The organism is Shigella dysenteriae (assembly GCF_022354085.1).
In the GTDB taxonomy this organism is placed as follows: Bacteria; Pseudomonadota; Gammaproteobacteria; order Enterobacterales; family Enterobacteriaceae; genus Escherichia; species Escherichia coli.
Genome location: NZ_CP055055.1, coordinates 850840 through 866712, shown reverse-complemented (window position 1 = coordinate 866712; position 15873 = coordinate 850840). Strand labels below are relative to the sequence as shown.

Sequence of the window (15873 nt, the reverse complement as noted above, 5' to 3'; positions counted from 1 at the left end):
TTAAGGAAAAACAGACAGTTCGCTGTTAAAGCGGCTGTGACAGTACAGTGTTACGCTTGCGTTCAGGCACGCTACCGCCGAAGTTTCCGGCAGCCGCCATCTCCCGTGAACGTAACCCCTTACTGACAACCTTTCTTTCTACGGCGTAATACAAAAACAGCATCCGGCCTGATAGCCGGATGCTGTTGGCTTAACTTATGCTTCCAGCGGTGCGCGCCAGTCGTCGGCACCGGAGGTGCCAGATTTGACGTGTTCCCATTCAATTTTGCGGTAGGCCAGTGAAACTTCGAGCAACTGGGTGAACTCGCGTTTCGCCGGGTCCTGGCAATGCGGCATATGCAGTTTCATATCGACAATCGTCGAATCAGTCAGGCGGGTAGTGAAATAATGCTCCTGTTTGCCTTCCACAGAGGTACGCCACCAGTGAAGTTCAGTGGTTGGCAGCATTTCGCCGGAGGCCAGTGCGTTGTACATCAGCGGAACCGCTTTGTTCAGCGCCACGGTAAAAATGAAAGGCTTGTGAGCACGCTGACCCGCAGGCTGACCGGACTGAGGATCGGTCGGGACAGTAACGTTATGCAGGAATTCCTGCACCAGCATCTCGTCTTCGTGCCCCTGCACATAGATGTTGCCGACAGAATCAGCGGTAAATGCACCTGCAGTAATATTTCCCTGGGTCTGACCAGTGATGGAGATATAACACGGTGTTGGCATTTGTAAACTCCTTGTTAACGTGGTTAATTACTACTTACAATGACCTGCCGTTAATCCCAGACAGGCAGATGCAGCTCACTTCACGGAACCGCATCATTTTTCAGTATTTTTTACATACAAACCGAGCTAGAATTTACGGTTGTCGTAAAAACTATTTTTAAAATCATTAAATCTCTTATTCAGCAATAACTTAATAATATATATCTGGATAACCATACCCAACTGTTCAAAGTCCGTATTGCCTCCATAAAATGGCCAAAGCTGAATCATGAATAAATATTGTATTTATCCTTTCTGAATTATCATTTTGATAATTTTTGAGATATTCCTTAAAAATACCCACTTAATCAATCACAAAACAAATATATAAACAAGCAATCATCAGATTAGCTTATGTTTAATAAAATTATTATATACTTCAATAGGATACATAAAAACTCTATATTTAAATTATTGCCATAATACACCTGACGCGAATTGCACAGGTTCACACAATCTATTTAACGCTTGCAGAATACCCCTCTTTACGATCGATAAAAAGTCCTTTTCTTATTTATTTTGAAGCGTAAAATGCGGGGTGATGAAGGAGTGGTGATTTTATTTTCACCGCCATCAAGGCGGCATTTCCGATATTTTTTTCGGTACGAATATGCCGTGTTCATGGCCTGTACGAGATAACATGACGGATCACTTTTATGAGCAAAAAATTTGAAGGCAGCGTCGCGCCTCGCGAGCGTATTAATATATCGTATGTCCCAAAAACAGATGGCCAGTCGGCTGAAGTGGAACTTCCGCTTAACATGCTCGTTGTCGGCGATACCGGAAATACGCAGGAAACATCCTCACTGGATGAACGTCAGGCAGTTTCCGTTAACAAGCACAATTTCGGTGCAGTGATGGCTGAAGCAGCCATTGGCCTCAATTTTACCGTCCCCGCCACGCTGAAGGGAAGCACAACGGACGATGAGCTGAATGTGGCGCTGAATATCAAGTCACTGGATGATTTTTCACCAGATAGCGTGGCCCGGCAGGTTCCGGAAGTGAATAAATTGCTGGAACTGCGTGAAGCACTGACTGCACTGAAGGGGCCGATGGGTAACCTTCCGGCATTCCGTACCCAGCTCCAGGCATTGCTGGAAAATGAAGAGTCCCGCGAGCAGTTGCTCAAAGAAATCGGCCAGGTGAGCAATAAATAACCACCACTATTTCATTAAACAGGGTTATCCAGGCATGACGGCACACAAAAATATCTCCGGGACATACCACCTCTCTGTTGCAGACATTCTGCAGGTGGTTTACCAGGTATGTTTCAGCCCGTCCGTTGAAATCAACCAGGATGGTGTGGCTGCGCTGATTACAACACTGGATCGCCGTATCAGTGATCTATTGGATGAGATTATCCATTTTTGTGAGTTTCAGCAGAGCGCGTCGCACTGGCAGCGCGTACTTCACTGACGGCGAAAAGCCGGTTTCAGAAACACAGCTAAAACAGAAGGATTTTCAGTATGTCTTTACAGGAAGAGGAACTCGTTTCCAGTCATGCCGGGCAGCCTGAGCAGGCATCGTCGCTGCTTGATCAAATCATGGCACAGACCCGTATTCAGCCCGGTTCGGAAGGTTATGACGTTGCCCGCCAGGGTGTGACAGCCTTTATTGCCAGCATCCTGCAATCCACTGCATCTGCCGAACCGGTCAATAAACTGGCCGTGGACAGCATGATTGCAGATATTGATGAACGCATCAGCCGCCAGATGGATGTCATCATCCATGCGCCTGCCTTTCAGCAGGTCGAGTCGTTCTGGTGCTCACTGAAAACCATGGTGGATCGCGTTGATTTCCGTGAAAACATCAAGGTCAACGTGCTTCATGTCACCAAGCAGGAACTTCTGGAAGACTTTGAGTTTGCGCCAGAAATTATTCAGTCCGGATTTTATAAGCACGTTTATTCGTCCGGTTTCGGACAGTTTGGCGGTGAACCCATCGCTGCCGTGCTGGGCGCTTATGAGTTCAAAAATACCGCGCCTGACATGAAACTGCTGCAATACGTCAGTGCCGTGGGCGCAATGGCGCACGCACCGTTCCTGTCCTCCGTTTCCCCGGAGTTTATGGGGCTGAACTCGTGGACCGAACTGCCTAATATCAAAGATCTTTATGCCATCTTTGAAGGTCCGGCCTACACCAAATGGCGCGCCCTGCGTGACTCGGAAGATTCGCGCTATTTAGGGCTTACGGCACCCCGCTTCCTGCTTCGCCAGCCCTATTCACCAACAGATAACCCTGTTAAGAACTTTAACTATTACGAAGATGTCAGCCAGAACCACGAAGATTATCTGTGGGGTAATACGGCCTGGATGCTGGCATGCAATATCGCAGACAGTTTTGCCAAATACCGCTGGTGTCCAAACATTATCGGTCCGCAAAGCGGCGGCGCAGTGAAAGATCTGCCGGTGCATCTGTTCGAAACGATGGGGCAGATTCAGGCCAAAATCCCAACCGAGGTGCTGGTCACCGATCGCCGCGAATTTGAACTGGCTGAAGAGGGTTTTATCACCCTTACCATGCGTAAAGACTCTGATAATGCAGCCTTTTTCTCTGCAAACTCGGTACAAAAACCGAAGCACTTTCCGGGAAAAGATGCAGAAACCAACTATAAGCTGGGTACGCAGCTTCCTTATCTCTTCATCATCAATCGGTTAGCGCACTACATCAAGGTGTTGCAGCGTGAACAACTGGGGTCATGGAAAGAAAGGAGCGACTTAGAAAGAGAGCTTAATACCTGGATCCGTCAGTATGTTGCCGACCAGGAAAACCCGCCTGCAGACGTGCGCAGCCGCAAACCTCTGCGCGCTGCCAAAGTTGAGGTTATGGATGTAGAAGGCGAACCCGGCTGGTACCAGGTTGCGCTAAGCGTGAGACCTCATTTTAAATTTATGGGGGCAAATTTTGAGCTTTCCCTGGTTGGCCGGTTAGACAGGGAGTAACACACCATGATACCGGATCGGGAAAGAACCACAGGTTCTCTTTTTGAGCGTATGGAAGCCTCTTCGGCCAGAAACCGGCAGGGAGGCAGTATTCATTCGCTCAGGCAATCCATTCGCCAGAACCTACGAAACATTCTTAATACCCGGTCCGGTAGTTGCCGGGGTGCGCCTGAGCTGGGCATTGATGAACCGGAAGGGGCTGAAAACTTCCGCGAATCCATGAGTCGGGCCATCGAGCAATGTATAGAACGCTATGAACCCCGGATCTCACACGCTGAAGTGCAGGCAGTGGTTTCATCCGCCTCCAGCCCGCTGGATATGACGTTTCATATTACAGCCTGGGTGACATTTAACGAAACGCATGAGGTGCTTGAATTTGATATGGCACCGAATGGCAGCCAGCATTACCGGGTGGACTGACAAATGGAATTTGAAGAACGCTATTTTCGGGAAGAACTCGATTACCTGCGCCAGCTTAGCAAGCTGCTGCCAACGGAAAAACCCCATCTGGCCCGCTTCCTGGCCGAAAAAGATGCGGATCCGGATATTGAACGCCTGCTGGAAGGGGTGGCTTTTCTTACCGGCAATCTCCGCCAGAAAATTGAGGATGAATTCCCAGAACTGACGCACGGGCTTATTAAGATGCTATGGCCTAATTACCTGCGTCCGGTTCCGGCAATGACCCTTATTGAATATACGCCGGATATGGATAAGTCTTCTGTACCGGTGTTAATCCCCCGTAATGAGCAGTTTACAACCAACGCCGGGGAAATCAGAGTTGATGAAGTGCTGCCCTCTGATGCTAAAAAGGAGGAGCCGCCTCCCTGTACCTTCACCCTCTGCCGGGATATCTGGCTGCTGCCCGTTCGCCTGGAGCAGATTGAAAACCGCAGTACGACCCGTAATGGTGTTATCAACATCACCTTTTCGGTCGCACCGGGAACGGACTTCCGCACGCTGGATCTGAACAAACTTCGCTTCTGGCTCGGCAATGACGACAACTATACCCGTGACCAGCTTTATTTATGGTTCTGCGAATACTTGCAGGGTGCCGACCTGACTGTGGGTGAACAGCATATTCGCCTGCCTGAGTTTATGCTAAAAGCTGTTGGTTTTGAGCCGCAGGATGCCATGCTGCCCTGGCCGAAAAACGTCCACAGCGGCTACCGGATCCTTCAGGAGTATTTCTGTTACCCCGATGCGTTTCTCTTTTTTAATCTTTGTGGTTGTCCGGCTTTGCCTGACGGATTGCAGGCGGAATTCTTTACCCTGCAACTGCGTTTTTCGCGCCCTTTGCCCGTGGACATCCGGCTGCGCCGCGATTCCCTGCGCCTGTATTGCGCACCTGCCATTAATTTATTTATCCACCATGCAGAAGCCATCACGCTGGACAACCGGCGGGCAGACTATCCGCTGGTTCCCAGCCGCCATTACCCACAACATTACGATGTATTTTCCGTTAACAGTGTGGTGAGCCAGGTCCAGGATATGTTCAGGAAAAAAGATCTGGGGCGTCCTGTTTCGACGCAGGCCGCGCGCCAGTGGCCAGCCTTTGAAAGTTTCAGCCATCAGATGGAATACAGCCGGAAGCGGGAAGTGGTGTACTGGCATCACCGGACCAAAACATCCCTGTTCCATCGCGGCTTTGATCATACCCTTGCCTTTATACATGCTGATGGCAGTTATCCGTCAGACGAATCTCTGCTCAGTAATGAAGTGGTTTCGGTATCGCTGACCTGTACCAACCGTGAGCTTCCGTCACAAATTCGTTCCGGCGATATCACCGGCACAACCGGTAAAAATGCGGCTGTTGCTTCCTTTCGCAACATTACCCGCCCGACGCAACCACTCTGGCCGGTCATTGATGGCAGCCTGCACTGGTCCCTGCTCTCCGCCATGAACCTGAATTATCTGTCATTACTGGATACGGACGCGCTGAAGCAGGTCATCGCCAACTTTGATCGCCACGCAATCCACCATCCGCAGACGGCGCGGCTGTCACAACAAAAGCTGGATGCCATTGAGCGTCTGGAGACCCGCCCCGTTGATCGCCTGTTTACGGGTATTCCCGTCCGGGGACTGGCCTCCACGCTGTATCTGCACCCGGAGCCGTTTGTCTGTGAAGGGGAAATGTATCTGCTCGGTACGGTGCTTTCGCATTTTCTGTCGCTGTACGCCAGCGTTAACTCATTCCACATGCTGACCGTTGTGAACACAGAAAGCCAGGAGACATGGAAATGGACGGAAAGAATCGGGCAGCATCCTCTTATCTGAGTCCGGGAAATCCCCCGGCAGATAAAGAGCAGAATGATCCGCTGGCACAGGTTTTCCATAATGCCTGCTCTTACAATTTTTTTGCGATGGCGGAGCTGTTGCACCGCCTGGCAAAGGGTGAAAAGGGGACGCCAGAATTATCCCTGCGCGACGATCCGGCACAGGAAACCCTGCGTTTCAGCGCCGATGCCAGCCTTGCCTTCCCGTGCAGTGATATCAGTGCGCTGAAACGGGATACGTCAGGGGCATTCAGGATGACCACCACCTTTATGGGGTTACAGGGGAGCCAGTCGCCTCTCCCCGGTTATTACCTCGATCACCTGGCCTGGAAAGCGGTACATGAACAAAGTCCGGTAGGTGATTTTCTGGATATGTTCAGCCACCGCCTGACCCAGTTTGTCTGGCATATCTGGCGTAAGTACCGCTATCACATCAGTTTTCGTAACGGCGGTGTGGATGCGTTCTCGCAGCGCATGTACTCCCTTGTCGGGCTGGGCCACCGCCAGCTTCGCGATAAGCTGGCGATTAATCACAGCAAAATGCTGGCGTATTCCGGGATCCTGGCAAATCCGGGACGATCCCCGGAAATTATCTGTGGCCTGGTGTCCCACTGCTTTGATTTGTCAGAAGTGACGCTGCAAAACTGGCAACGTCGCAAGGTGGATATTGAACCGGATCAGCAAAATAGTCTGGGGAGCTATTCTCTTAAAAATGGCGAAAAACTGGCGGGAAGATCGGTACTGGGCAACTTTGTTCTGGGTACACGAGTGCCCGATCTCAGCGGAAAATTCCAGCTCAGTATTACCAGCCTGACCCGAAAACAGTTCCTCTCTTTTCTGCCGTCCGGCGAAAACTTCCTGCCACTGACGATGTTCGTGTCCTTCATCCTGCGCGATCAGCTTGCCTGGGACTTACATCTGGGGCTGGCGCCGGAGCAGGTGGGCGCAATGCGCCTGGGCGATAACAAAAGTGCGCTGCTGGGCTGGACCAGCTTCCTCGGCACACCGGAAGAACGACCCTCAGTCACCATCAGGGTACGGTCGTAAATTATGATAATCACGGAGCAGAATATGCCGGAAGAGAAACTACAGACGCTTTCATTGCAGGTCATTAACGGCAGTGAGCTGGAAAGCGGGCGGGCGGCGCGCTGTCTGTTCACACAGCAGGGAAATGTCGGCCATGGCCCCGAATGCCACTGGTCGGTACAGGATCGTCAGCAGAGCATTCCGGCCCAGGCTTTTACCGTTATCCTGCACGATGGCACATTTTGTCTGCGCCCGCAGACGGCACAACTGTGGCTGAATCAGGCAAAAGTCACAGCAACATCAGACCTGATACAGTTGCGCCAGGGCGATGAGATCCAGATCGGACGGCTGATGGTGAGGGTTCATCTGAACCGGGGAGATATTCCCCATTACGATGAGGAAATGGCCACTCCCGAAACCATCGTTACCAATCGCGATATGCTCACGGATACCCTGCTATCAACGGAGGGTGCGCCACACTATCCGGGAATGACTCACCGGCACCAGCTTGCAGACACCGTGGTAAACGGTTTTTCTGCCGATCCACTCCAGGCACTTCAGTCCGAAAGCCTGATTACCACGGGCGATCCGCTTTCAGGCATTGCGGCTGTCCGGCCATCGGCACCGCTGTCCGATCCGGCAAGTAATGGGGGGATCAATACTCCGTTTATGGATCTGCCGCCCATTTATGCCAGCCCCGGCGATCGTAATGACGACGTCTCTGCGGCAGAAATGGCGCAACGCCACCTTGCGGTCACCCCCTTACTGCGCGGTCTTGGCGGCTCGCTTACCATGAGCAATTCCGACGATGCGGATGATTTTCTGGAGGAGGCCGGACGAACGTTACAGGCCGCAATAAAAGGTCTGCTCGATTTGCAGCAGCAGCGTAACAGCCTCTCAGACAAACATTTGCGCCCGCTGGAAGATAACCCACTGCGCCTGAACATGGATTACGCCACCGCGCTCGACGTGATGTTTGCCGAAGGTAAAAGCCCGGTACATCTGGCGGCTCCCGCCGCCGTCAGTGAAAGCCTGCGCAATGTCCGCCACCACGAAGAAGCTAACCGGGCAGCGATTGTGGAGTCGCTTCGTGTCCTGCTGGATGCTTTCTCACCACAAAATCTGCTGCGCCGCTTTGTGCAGTACCGCCGCAGCCATGAACTGCGCCAGCCGCTGGATGATGCCGGAGCATGGCAAATGTACAGCCATTATTACGAAGAACTGGCCTCCGATCGCCAGCAGGGGTTTGAGATGCTGTTTAACGAGGTCTACGCCCAGGTCTATGACCGGGTGCTTCGTGAAAAACAGCGGGAGCCGGAAGCATGAACAGGAAGGCGTTTCTGGCCTGCGTGCTGATGTGCGTCATATTAACCGGCTGCGAAACGGCGAAAAAAATCAGCGAGGTGATCAAAAACCCGGATATCCAGGTCGGGAGCCTGAAGGAGCAACCTTCGGAAATAACCGTCACCCTGCTGACTGAACCGGACACCAATACCAATGCGGAGGGTGAATCAGCCGCCGTGGATGTGCAACTGGTGTACCTGACTGACGACTCAAAATTGCAGGCAGCCGACTATGACCAGATAGCCAGTACGCCGCTACCGGATGTGCTGGGTAAAAACTATATCGACCACCAGGATTTCAACCTGTTGCCGGACACCATCAAAACCCTGCCGCCGATAAAGCTGGATGAGAAAACGCAGTTTATTGGTGTCGTGGCCTATTTCTCCGATGACCAGGCCACTGAATGGAAACAAATCGAGACGGTGGAAGGAACCGGCCACCATTACCGCCTGCTGGTGCATGTACGTCAAAGCAGCATCGAAATGAAAAAAGAGGATGAATAATTATGGCAACCACCCGCAACAAGGTGATGTGGCAGGAAGGGATGCTGATGCGCCCACACCATTTCCAGCAACAGCAGCGTTACAACGACTACCTGGATAACCAGCGTTTCCGGGCCATGAATGATTTATCCTGGGGATTTACCGAACTCACCCTCAACAATGAACTGCTGGCGCAGGGTAAGATCATGATTGACAGCGCGTCAGGCACACTGCCTGACGGCACCGTCTTTTCTATCCCCGACCAGGACGCACTGCCCGATCCGCTGCACCCGCAAAATTTTCCGGACGAAAGAAGCCGCAATATTTACCTCGCTCTGCCGGTCGCCAGTGATGTGAGAAATGAAATCAGCGACGGGCGGCGAATCGGGCGTTACCGGCTGAATTATGCCGATGTCCGGGATCTGCATTCAGAAGAAGGCGACGCGCGAACACTGACGCTGGGACAACTGACGCCGCGCATTATGAGCGGTGCAGAAGATATGAGTGCCTATATTACGCTCCCGCTTTGCCGTATCAGCGATCGCCATGCCGACGGCTCCCTGACGCTGGATGACGATTTTATCCCCTCCTGCCAGAATATTCAGGTCAGTAAGAAACTGCGTGTTTATCTCAAAGAGGTACAGGGGGCCATTGGCGGACGGGCAAGCGATCTGGCAAACCGTATTGGCTCTCCGGCGCAGAGCGGCATCGCGGATGTGGCGGAATTTATGATGTTGCAGTTGCTTAACCGTAACCAGACCCGGTTTACCCATCGCGCCCGCCGATCCCAGCTCCACCCGGAAGATTTCTACCTTGATCTTGCCGGGTTGCTGGGTGAACTGATGACCTTTACAGAGCCGTCACGCCTGCCCTGCCCGCTTGATGTGTATGATCATCATGACCTGACCAAAACATTTAAAACACTGTTACCGGAAGTCAAACGGGCGCTGCATACCGTACTGTCGCCAAGAGCGGTCAATCTGCCGCTGCATCTGCGTGACGGCATCTGGCAGGCCGATGTTCATGACTCGGAACTGCTACAGTCTGCCACCTTTGTACTGGCCGTGGCAGCAAATATGCCTGTCGATCAGATCCAGCGTCAGTTTATCCAGCAGTCGAAAATTTCCTCGCCGGAAAAAATCCGCAATATGGTCAGTGTGCAGATCCCGGGTATTCCTCTGCGCGCACTGATGGTGGCCCCCCGCCAGCTTCCCTACCATTCCGGGTTCAGCTATTTCGAACTCGACAAGAGCGGCCAGGCCTGGACAGAAATGGCTGCCGCCGGGGCCGTTGCACTGCATGTATCCGGCAGTTTCCCGGATCTGAACATGCAACTGTGGGCGATAAGAGGGTAAGACGATGGATGAGGGGTCACTGTCTCTGCCACCATTTACCGGATACGACGAAAAAAGCCTGCGCGACTACCATCTCGCGCTTCGTGGCAACAGCCTGAATCCGATGATCGACGCGGCGACGCCGCTACTCGGTATGGTAATGCGCCTTTCCACCATGAACAGCCAGACGATGCCGGAGCATCTTTTTGCTCAGGTGGTGACAGATGTTCAGGCCGTGGAGCAACTGCTTCAGGAACAGGGCTACGAACCGGGCGTGATTATCTCGTTTCGCTACATCCTCTGCACGTTTATTGATGAAGCGGCGCTCGGTAACGGCTGGTCGAACAAGAACGAGTGGATCAAGCAGTCATTGCTGGTCCATTTCCATAACGAAGCCTGGGGTGGCGAGAAAGTTTTCATCCTGCTGGAGCGCCTGATCCGTGAACCCAAACGTTACCAGGATCTGCTGGAATTTCTCTGGCTCTGTTTTTCTCTGGGATTTCGCGGGCGCTACAAAGTGGCAGTACAGGATCAGGGGGAATTTGAGCAGATCTACCGCCGTCTGTACCACGTTCTGCATAAACTGCGCGGCGATGCCCCTTTCCCGCTGTTACACCAGGACAAAAAAACCCAGGGCGGGCGTTATCAGCTCATCAGTCGCCTGACTGTTAAACATATTTTTTGTGGTGGCGTTGTCGTGCTGGCGTTGTTTTACCTGTTCTATCTGTTGCGGCTGGACAGCCAGACGCAGGACATCCTGCACCAGCTAAACAAATTACTTCGATAAGGACGTTTATGATCCAGATTGATCTTCCCACGCTGGTAAAACGGCTGAACCTGTTCTCCCGCCAGGCGCTGGAGATGGCCGCCTCAGAATGTATGAGCCAGCAGGCAGCGGAAATTACCGTCAGCCATGTGCTTATTCAGATGCTCGCCATGCCACGCAGTGACCTGCGGGTTATTACCCGCCAGGGCGATATTGGCATGGAAGAGTTGCGCCAGGCGTTGACGGTAGAGAACTACACAACCGCCCGTTCTGCGGACAGCTACCCGGCGTTTTCCCCGATGCTGGTTGAGTGGCTTAAAGAGGGCTGGCTGCTGGCGTCGGCTGAGATGCAGCACAGCGAACTGCGCGGCGGCGTGTTGCTGCTGGCCTTGCTGCATTCGCCGCTGCGTTATATACCGCCTGCTGCCGCCCGGCTGTTGACCGGCATTAACCGTGACCGTCTGCAACAGGACTTTGTGCAGTGGACACAGGAGTCGGCGGAATCAGTCGTGCCGGATGCAGACGGTAAAGGCGCAGGCACACTGACGGACGCCTCTGACACCCTGCTTGCCCGCTACGCCAAAAACATGACAGAAGACGCCCGTAACGGCAGGCTAGACCCAGTACTGTGCCGCGACCACGAAATCGACCTGATGATCGACATTCTCTGCCGCCGCCGTAAAAACAACCCGGTGGTGGTGGGCGAAGCAGGCGTGGGTAAAAGCGCGCTGATTGAAGGGCTGGCACTGCGCATCGTGGCAGGCCAGGTGCCGGACAAACTGAAAAACACCGATATCATGACCCTTGACCTGGGCGCATTGCAGGCCGGGGCATCGGTGAAGGGTGAGTTTGAAAAACGCTTCAAGGGGCTGATGGCGGAGGTCATTTCCTCTCCGGTGCCGGTCATTCTGTTTATCGACGAAGCGCATACCCTGATTGGCGCGGGCAACCAGCAGGGCGGGCTGGATATCTCCAACCTGCTCAAACCGGCGCTGGCGCGCGGCGAGCTGAAAACCATCGCCGCCACCACCTGGAGCGAGTACAAAAAATACTTCGAGAAAGACGCCGCCCTGTCGCGCCGCTTCCAGTTGGTGAAGGTCAGCGAACCCAGTGCCGCCGAAGCCACCATTATTCTGCGCGGTCTGTCGGCGGTCTATGAACAGTCTCACGGCGTCCTGATTGATGATGACGCCTTGCAGGCCGCTGCGACATTAAGTGAACGTTATCTCTCCGGGCGTCAGTTGCCGGACAAAGCGATTGATGTGCTGGATACCGCCTGCGCCCGTGTGGCAATCAACCTGTCATCGCCACCGAAACAAATCTCGGCGCTGACCACCCTGAGCCACCAGCAGGAGGCGGAAATTCGCCAGCTTGAGCGCGAGCTTCGCATCGGACTGCGTACCGACACATCACGGATGACCGAGGTGCTGGTGCAGTATGATGAAACGCTGACGGCGCTGGATGAACTGGAAGCGGCCTGGCACCAGCAGCAGACGCTGGTCCGGGAGATTATCGCGCTGCGCCAGCAGTTACTGGGCGTGGCAGAGGACGATGCGGCGCCGTTGCCGGACGCAGATACCGTGGAGGATACGCAGCCAGAGTCAGAACAGGATAATACCGGTGCTGTACCGGCTGATGAAGCTGGCAGCGTACAGCCGGAAGAGACCGCTGAAACAGTTTCCCCGGTACAGCGGCTGGCCCAGCTCACTGCCGAGCTGGACGCCCTGCATAACGACCGGTTGCTGGTCTCCCCGCACGTCGATAAAAAACAGATTGCGGCGGTGATTGCCGAATGGACCGGCGTGCCGCTCAACCGCCTGTCGCAGAATGAAATGTCGGTCATCACCGACCTGCCGAAATGGCTGGGCGACACCATCAAAGGCCAGGACCTGGCGATTGCCAGCCTGCATAAGCATCTACTGACCGCACGCGCCGACCTGCGTCGTCCGGGACGCCCGCTCGGTGCGTTCCTGCTGGCTGGCCCCAGCGGTGTGGGTAAAACCGAAACCGTCCTGCAACTGGCAGAGCTGCTCTACGGCGGTCGCCAGTACCTGACCACCATCAATATGTCCGAATTCCAGGAGAAACACACCGTCTCGCGGCTGATTGGTTCGCCTCCGGGCTACGTTGGCTACGGCGAAGGCGGCGTACTGACCGAAGCGATTCGCCAGAAACCCTACTCGGTAGTACTGCTCGATGAAGTGGAAAAAGCGCACCCGGATGTGCTCAACCTGTTCTACCAGGCGTTCGATAAGGGCGAAATGGCAGACGGTGAAGGCCGCCTGATTGACTGCAAAAATATCGTCTTCTTCCTGACGTCCAACCTCGGCTACCACGTAATAGTCGAGCATGCCGATGACCCGGAAACCATGCAGGAAGTACTGTATCCGGTGCTGGCCGACTTCTTCAAACCTGCCCTGCTGGCGCGTATGGAAGTGGTGCCGTATCTGCCGCTGTCGAAAGAGACGCTCGCCACCATTATCGCCGGGAAACTGGCCCGTCTGGATAACGTGCTGCGCAGTCGCTTTGGTGCAGAAGTGGTCATTGAACCGGAAGTGACGGACGAAATCATGAGCCGCGTCACCCGCGCGGAAAACGGCGCGAGGATGCTGGAATCGGTCATCGATGGCGACATGCTACCGCCGCTCTCGCTGCTGCTGTTGCAGAAAATGGCGGCTAACACGGCGATTGCCCGGATTCGGTTGTCGGCAGTGGACGGCGCATTTACGGCAGACGTGGAAGATGCTCAGAACGACGAGTCCGTCACAAAGGATGAAACGGTTTTATGAGCAGGTTGCGCGTTTTCCGGCAGACAGGATGGTTTATCGCGGGCCTGATGACGGGCTTACCCGCCACTGCCGCGCCCGCAGAAGCATCGTCAATGGCCGGTGTGGCGGTCGCCGTCGCCACCACGACCCCGCCGGATGCGACAGCCACGTTACAGGCCATGCAGTCCTGTCGGCGGGAGTCCGCGGCGCTGGAGCGGCTTGACTGCTATGACCGCCTGCTGGCACCGCTGTCCCCGTCAGGGTTTGACGGGGCGCTGGTCAAAGCCGGTTTTGTGGGCGAGGCCTGGACCCGCGCCACAGAGCAGGAAAAACGCCGCGAGGGCAACACCACAGAACTGCTGGTGACGCAGGTGCCGGGGGAGCGCCCGACGGTGGTGATAACCACCCCGGCTATCGGCCATGTTCCGCCGCGCCCGGTGCTGATGTTCAGTTGCGTGGACAATATCACCCGGATGCAGGTGGCGCTGATGCACCCTCTGGATGTCCATGATATCGCCGTCACTCTGAATGCCGACAGCCGGGCATTGCGCAGCCACTGGTTTGTGCGCGAGAACGGCACCCTGCTGGAGTCCAGCCGGGGGCTGTCCGGGATTGATGAAATTAAGCAACTGTTCGGCGCAAAAACGCTGACAGTGGATACCGGCGCAGATAACGCCGCAGGAAAGCTGACCTTTAACATTGACGGGCTGGCAAGGGCGATTGCCCCCCTGCGCGATGCCTGCCACTGGGCGGGAGAATAAAAATATGGCAATGGACTTACGCGATCCGAATGTCTGGATATCGCACCTGCTGGAAAACCTGCCGGAAGAAAAACTGGCATCGGCGCTGAAAGATGACAACCCGGACTGGGAGTATATCGACGGCGAAATCGTCAAACTGGGATCTCTGGCCCACAGTCAACTGGATATCCCGGAACTCCAGCGCCGGGGGCTGGTCATTCTGGCTTCGGAGAGTAAGGACTTTCGTCTGCTGGCGCATCTGCTGAGAACCCTGCAACACGCCGGTGATCCTCATCTCGCATTGCGCCTGCTGGCGCTGTATGTGGAGCATTACTGGTCGGTGGCTGCGCCGCAGAATATGGCACATAAAAAACGCTTTGCCAGCCAGGTCATTAAACGCTTTGAAACAGGTATTGAAGGCTTTTCACAGAACGCCGCCACAGCGCAGCGCGACGCGCTGTCAGGGGAACTGGCGAAACTGGCGCAGTGCTGGCAGTCACATAACGCCCCGGAACTGGCACTGGCTACCGATGATCTTTTTGCCCTGTACCAGCGTGCGTTTAATCGTGCAGCACCGGCTCCTGTCCCCACTCCGGCGGCCTCCGGTAGTTCACCACAGACCACCGCCACGTCTGAAAGCGGCGTGACGCAACCCAGTGCTCCGGCTCCACAAATAGCCATTGACAGTCACGACGACAAAGCCTGGCGCGACACGCTGTTAAAAGTGGCGGCCATTTTATGTGAACGCCAGCCGGACTCGCCGCAGGGCTATCGCCTGCGCCGCCATGCCCTGTGGCAATCCATCACCAGTACACCCCAGGCGGAAAGCGATGGACGTACCCCATTGGCTGCGGTCTCTGCCGATATGGTGGCGGATTACCAGTCCCGGCTTGCCAGCGCGGATATGGCGCTGTGGCAGCAGGTTGAGAAAAGCGTATTGCTGGCTCCTTACTGGCTGGACGGTCACTGTCTTTCTGCACAGACGGCACTGCGTCTGGGTTACAAACAGGTGGCAGACACCATCCGCGATGAGGTCATCCGCTTCCTTGAGCGTCTGCCCCAGCTTACCGGGCTGCTGTTTAATGACCGCACACCGTTTCTCAGTGAGCAGACGAAACAATGGCTGGCTGCTTCGCCCGACGGCAAAGTTGCACCGGTTGCGCAAATCGGTGAGGAATCGCAGGCAGCCAGAGCCTGTTTTGCTGGGCAGGGTCTGGAGGCGGCGCTGCGATATCTGGACATGCTACCCGAAGGCGATCCCCGCGATCAGTTTCACCGCCAGTACCTTGCCGCACAGTTGACGGAGGAGGCGGGGCTGATACAGCTTGCGCAGCAACAGTACCGGATGTTGTTGATGATAGGGAGTCAGATGATGGTGTCTGACTGGGAGCCATCATTACTTACGCAGCTTGAACAAAAATTCACGGCAGAACAATAAAAGAGAA

General features: G+C 54.5%; 14 protein-coding genes. 13 read left to right on the top strand and 1 reads right to left on the bottom strand.

What is annotated here, in order from left to right:
• Positions 1-195: 195 nt before the first annotated feature.
• Positions 196-714: an Hcp family type VI secretion system effector gene (locus HUZ68_RS04095; RefSeq protein ID WP_001142958.1), complete on the bottom strand. Its 519-nt coding sequence runs from the start codon at positions 712-714 to the stop codon at positions 196-198.
• Between the two features lie 695 nt (positions 715-1409).
• Between HUZ68_RS04095 and tssB the strand changes: the two genes are divergently transcribed.
• From tssB to tssA, 13 genes are read left to right on the top strand one after another with little or no spacing between them, the layout of a single operon-like run.
• On the top strand, positions 1410-1910 hold the full coding sequence (gene tssB / locus HUZ68_RS04090; protein WP_033814601.1) for a type VI secretion system contractile sheath small subunit: 501 nt from the start codon (positions 1410-1412) through the stop codon (positions 1908-1910).
• A 34-nt stretch (positions 1911-1944) separates the two neighbouring features.
• Complete coding sequence (locus tag HUZ68_RS04085; RefSeq protein WP_000123970.1) at positions 1945-2169, top strand: hypothetical protein; 225 nt, start codon at positions 1945-1947, stop codon at positions 2167-2169.
• Positions 2170-2219: 50 nt separating this feature from the next.
• On the top strand, positions 2220-3695 hold the full coding sequence (gene tssC, locus HUZ68_RS04080; protein ID WP_033814600.1) for a type VI secretion system contractile sheath large subunit: 1476 nt from the start codon (positions 2220-2222) through the stop codon (positions 3693-3695).
• Between the two features lie 6 nt (positions 3696-3701).
• The gene (gene tssE, locus HUZ68_RS04075; protein ID WP_000611742.1) at positions 3702-4115 is read left to right on the top strand and encodes a type VI secretion system baseplate subunit TssE; all 414 of its coding nucleotides are present in this window, start codon (positions 3702-3704) and stop codon (positions 4113-4115) included.
• A 3-nt stretch (positions 4116-4118) separates the two neighbouring features.
• Complete coding sequence (tssF, locus tag HUZ68_RS04070; RefSeq protein WP_239594037.1) at positions 4119-5969, top strand: type VI secretion system baseplate subunit TssF; 1851 nt, start codon at positions 4119-4121, stop codon at positions 5967-5969.
• Positions 5933-7015: a type VI secretion system baseplate subunit TssG gene (tssG, locus tag HUZ68_RS04065; protein ID WP_000348793.1), complete on the top strand. Its 1083-nt coding sequence runs from the start codon at positions 5933-5935 to the stop codon at positions 7013-7015. The genes tssF and tssG overlap by 37 nt, the downstream gene beginning before the upstream one ends.
• A gap of 24 nt (positions 7016-7039) precedes the next feature.
• Positions 7040-8320: a type VI secretion system-associated FHA domain protein TagH gene (tagH, locus tag HUZ68_RS04060; protein WP_001113713.1), complete on the top strand. Its 1281-nt coding sequence runs from the start codon at positions 7040-7042 to the stop codon at positions 8318-8320.
• The gene (gene tssJ / locus HUZ68_RS04055; RefSeq protein ID WP_001080153.1) at positions 8317-8841 is read left to right on the top strand and encodes a type VI secretion system lipoprotein TssJ; all 525 of its coding nucleotides are present in this window, start codon (positions 8317-8319) and stop codon (positions 8839-8841) included. The genes tagH and tssJ overlap by 4 nt, the downstream gene beginning before the upstream one ends.
• Positions 8842-8843: 2 nt before the next feature.
• Positions 8844-10175 carry a type VI secretion system baseplate subunit TssK gene (gene tssK / locus HUZ68_RS04050; protein ID WP_000246440.1) on the top strand — a complete coding sequence of 444 codons (1332 nt, stop codon included), beginning with the start codon at positions 8844-8846 and terminating at the stop codon, positions 10173-10175.
• A gap of 4 nt (positions 10176-10179) precedes the next feature.
• Positions 10180-10941, top strand: coding sequence for a type IVB secretion system protein IcmH/DotU (gene icmH / locus HUZ68_RS04045; RefSeq protein WP_000343294.1), 762 nt, complete (start codon positions 10180-10182; stop codon positions 10939-10941).
• Positions 10942-10949: 8 nt separating this feature from the next.
• Complete coding sequence (tssH, locus tag HUZ68_RS04040) at positions 10950-13709, top strand: type VI secretion system ATPase TssH (RefSeq protein WP_033814599.1); 2760 nt, start codon at positions 10950-10952, stop codon at positions 13707-13709.
• A complete protein-coding gene (gene vasI, locus HUZ68_RS04035; protein ID WP_000088863.1) occupies positions 13706-14449 on the top strand; it encodes a type VI secretion system-associated protein VasI in 744 nt (247 codons plus the stop codon). Before tssH ends, vasI begins: the two co-directional genes overlap by 4 nt.
• Before the next feature lie 4 nt (positions 14450-14453).
• Positions 14454-15866 carry a type VI secretion system protein TssA gene (gene tssA, locus HUZ68_RS04030; protein WP_021576980.1) on the top strand — a complete coding sequence of 471 codons (1413 nt, stop codon included), beginning with the start codon at positions 14454-14456 and terminating at the stop codon, positions 15864-15866.
• The last annotated feature ends 7 nt before the right edge of the window (positions 15867-15873 follow it).

What these genes read in the sequence shown, in the direction of transcription:
- tssJ (WP_001080153.1), top strand. Translation starts at nt 8,317, where the DNA reads ATGAACAGGAAGGCGTTTCTGGCCTGCGTGCTGATGTGCGTCATATTA.
- tssB (WP_033814601.1), top strand. Translation starts at nt 1,410, where the DNA reads ATGAGCAAAAAATTTGAAGGCAGCGTCGCGCCTCGCGAGCGTATTAAT.
- HUZ68_RS04095 (WP_001142958.1), bottom strand. Translation starts at nt 714, where the DNA reads ATGCCAACACCGTGTTATATCTCCATCACTGGTCAGACCCAGGGAAAT.
- tssH (WP_033814599.1), top strand. Translation starts at nt 10,950, where the DNA reads ATGATCCAGATTGATCTTCCCACGCTGGTAAAACGGCTGAACCTGTTC.
- tssG (WP_000348793.1), top strand. Translation starts at nt 5,933, where the DNA reads ATGGACGGAAAGAATCGGGCAGCATCCTCTTATCTGAGTCCGGGAAAT.
- tagH (WP_001113713.1), top strand. Translation starts at nt 7,040, where the DNA reads ATGCCGGAAGAGAAACTACAGACGCTTTCATTGCAGGTCATTAACGGC.
- HUZ68_RS04085 (WP_000123970.1), top strand. Translation starts at nt 1,945, where the DNA reads ATGACGGCACACAAAAATATCTCCGGGACATACCACCTCTCTGTTGCA.
- tssC (WP_033814600.1), top strand. Translation starts at nt 2,220, where the DNA reads ATGTCTTTACAGGAAGAGGAACTCGTTTCCAGTCATGCCGGGCAGCCT.
- icmH (WP_000343294.1), top strand. Translation starts at nt 10,180, where the DNA reads ATGGATGAGGGGTCACTGTCTCTGCCACCATTTACCGGATACGACGAA.
- tssA (WP_021576980.1), top strand. Translation starts at nt 14,454, where the DNA reads ATGGCAATGGACTTACGCGATCCGAATGTCTGGATATCGCACCTGCTG.
- vasI (WP_000088863.1), top strand. Translation starts at nt 13,706, where the DNA reads ATGAGCAGGTTGCGCGTTTTCCGGCAGACAGGATGGTTTATCGCGGGC.
- tssF (WP_239594037.1), top strand. Translation starts at nt 4,119, where the DNA reads ATGGAATTTGAAGAACGCTATTTTCGGGAAGAACTCGATTACCTGCGC.
- tssE (WP_000611742.1), top strand. Translation starts at nt 3,702, where the DNA reads ATGATACCGGATCGGGAAAGAACCACAGGTTCTCTTTTTGAGCGTATG.
- tssK (WP_000246440.1), top strand. Translation starts at nt 8,844, where the DNA reads ATGGCAACCACCCGCAACAAGGTGATGTGGCAGGAAGGGATGCTGATG.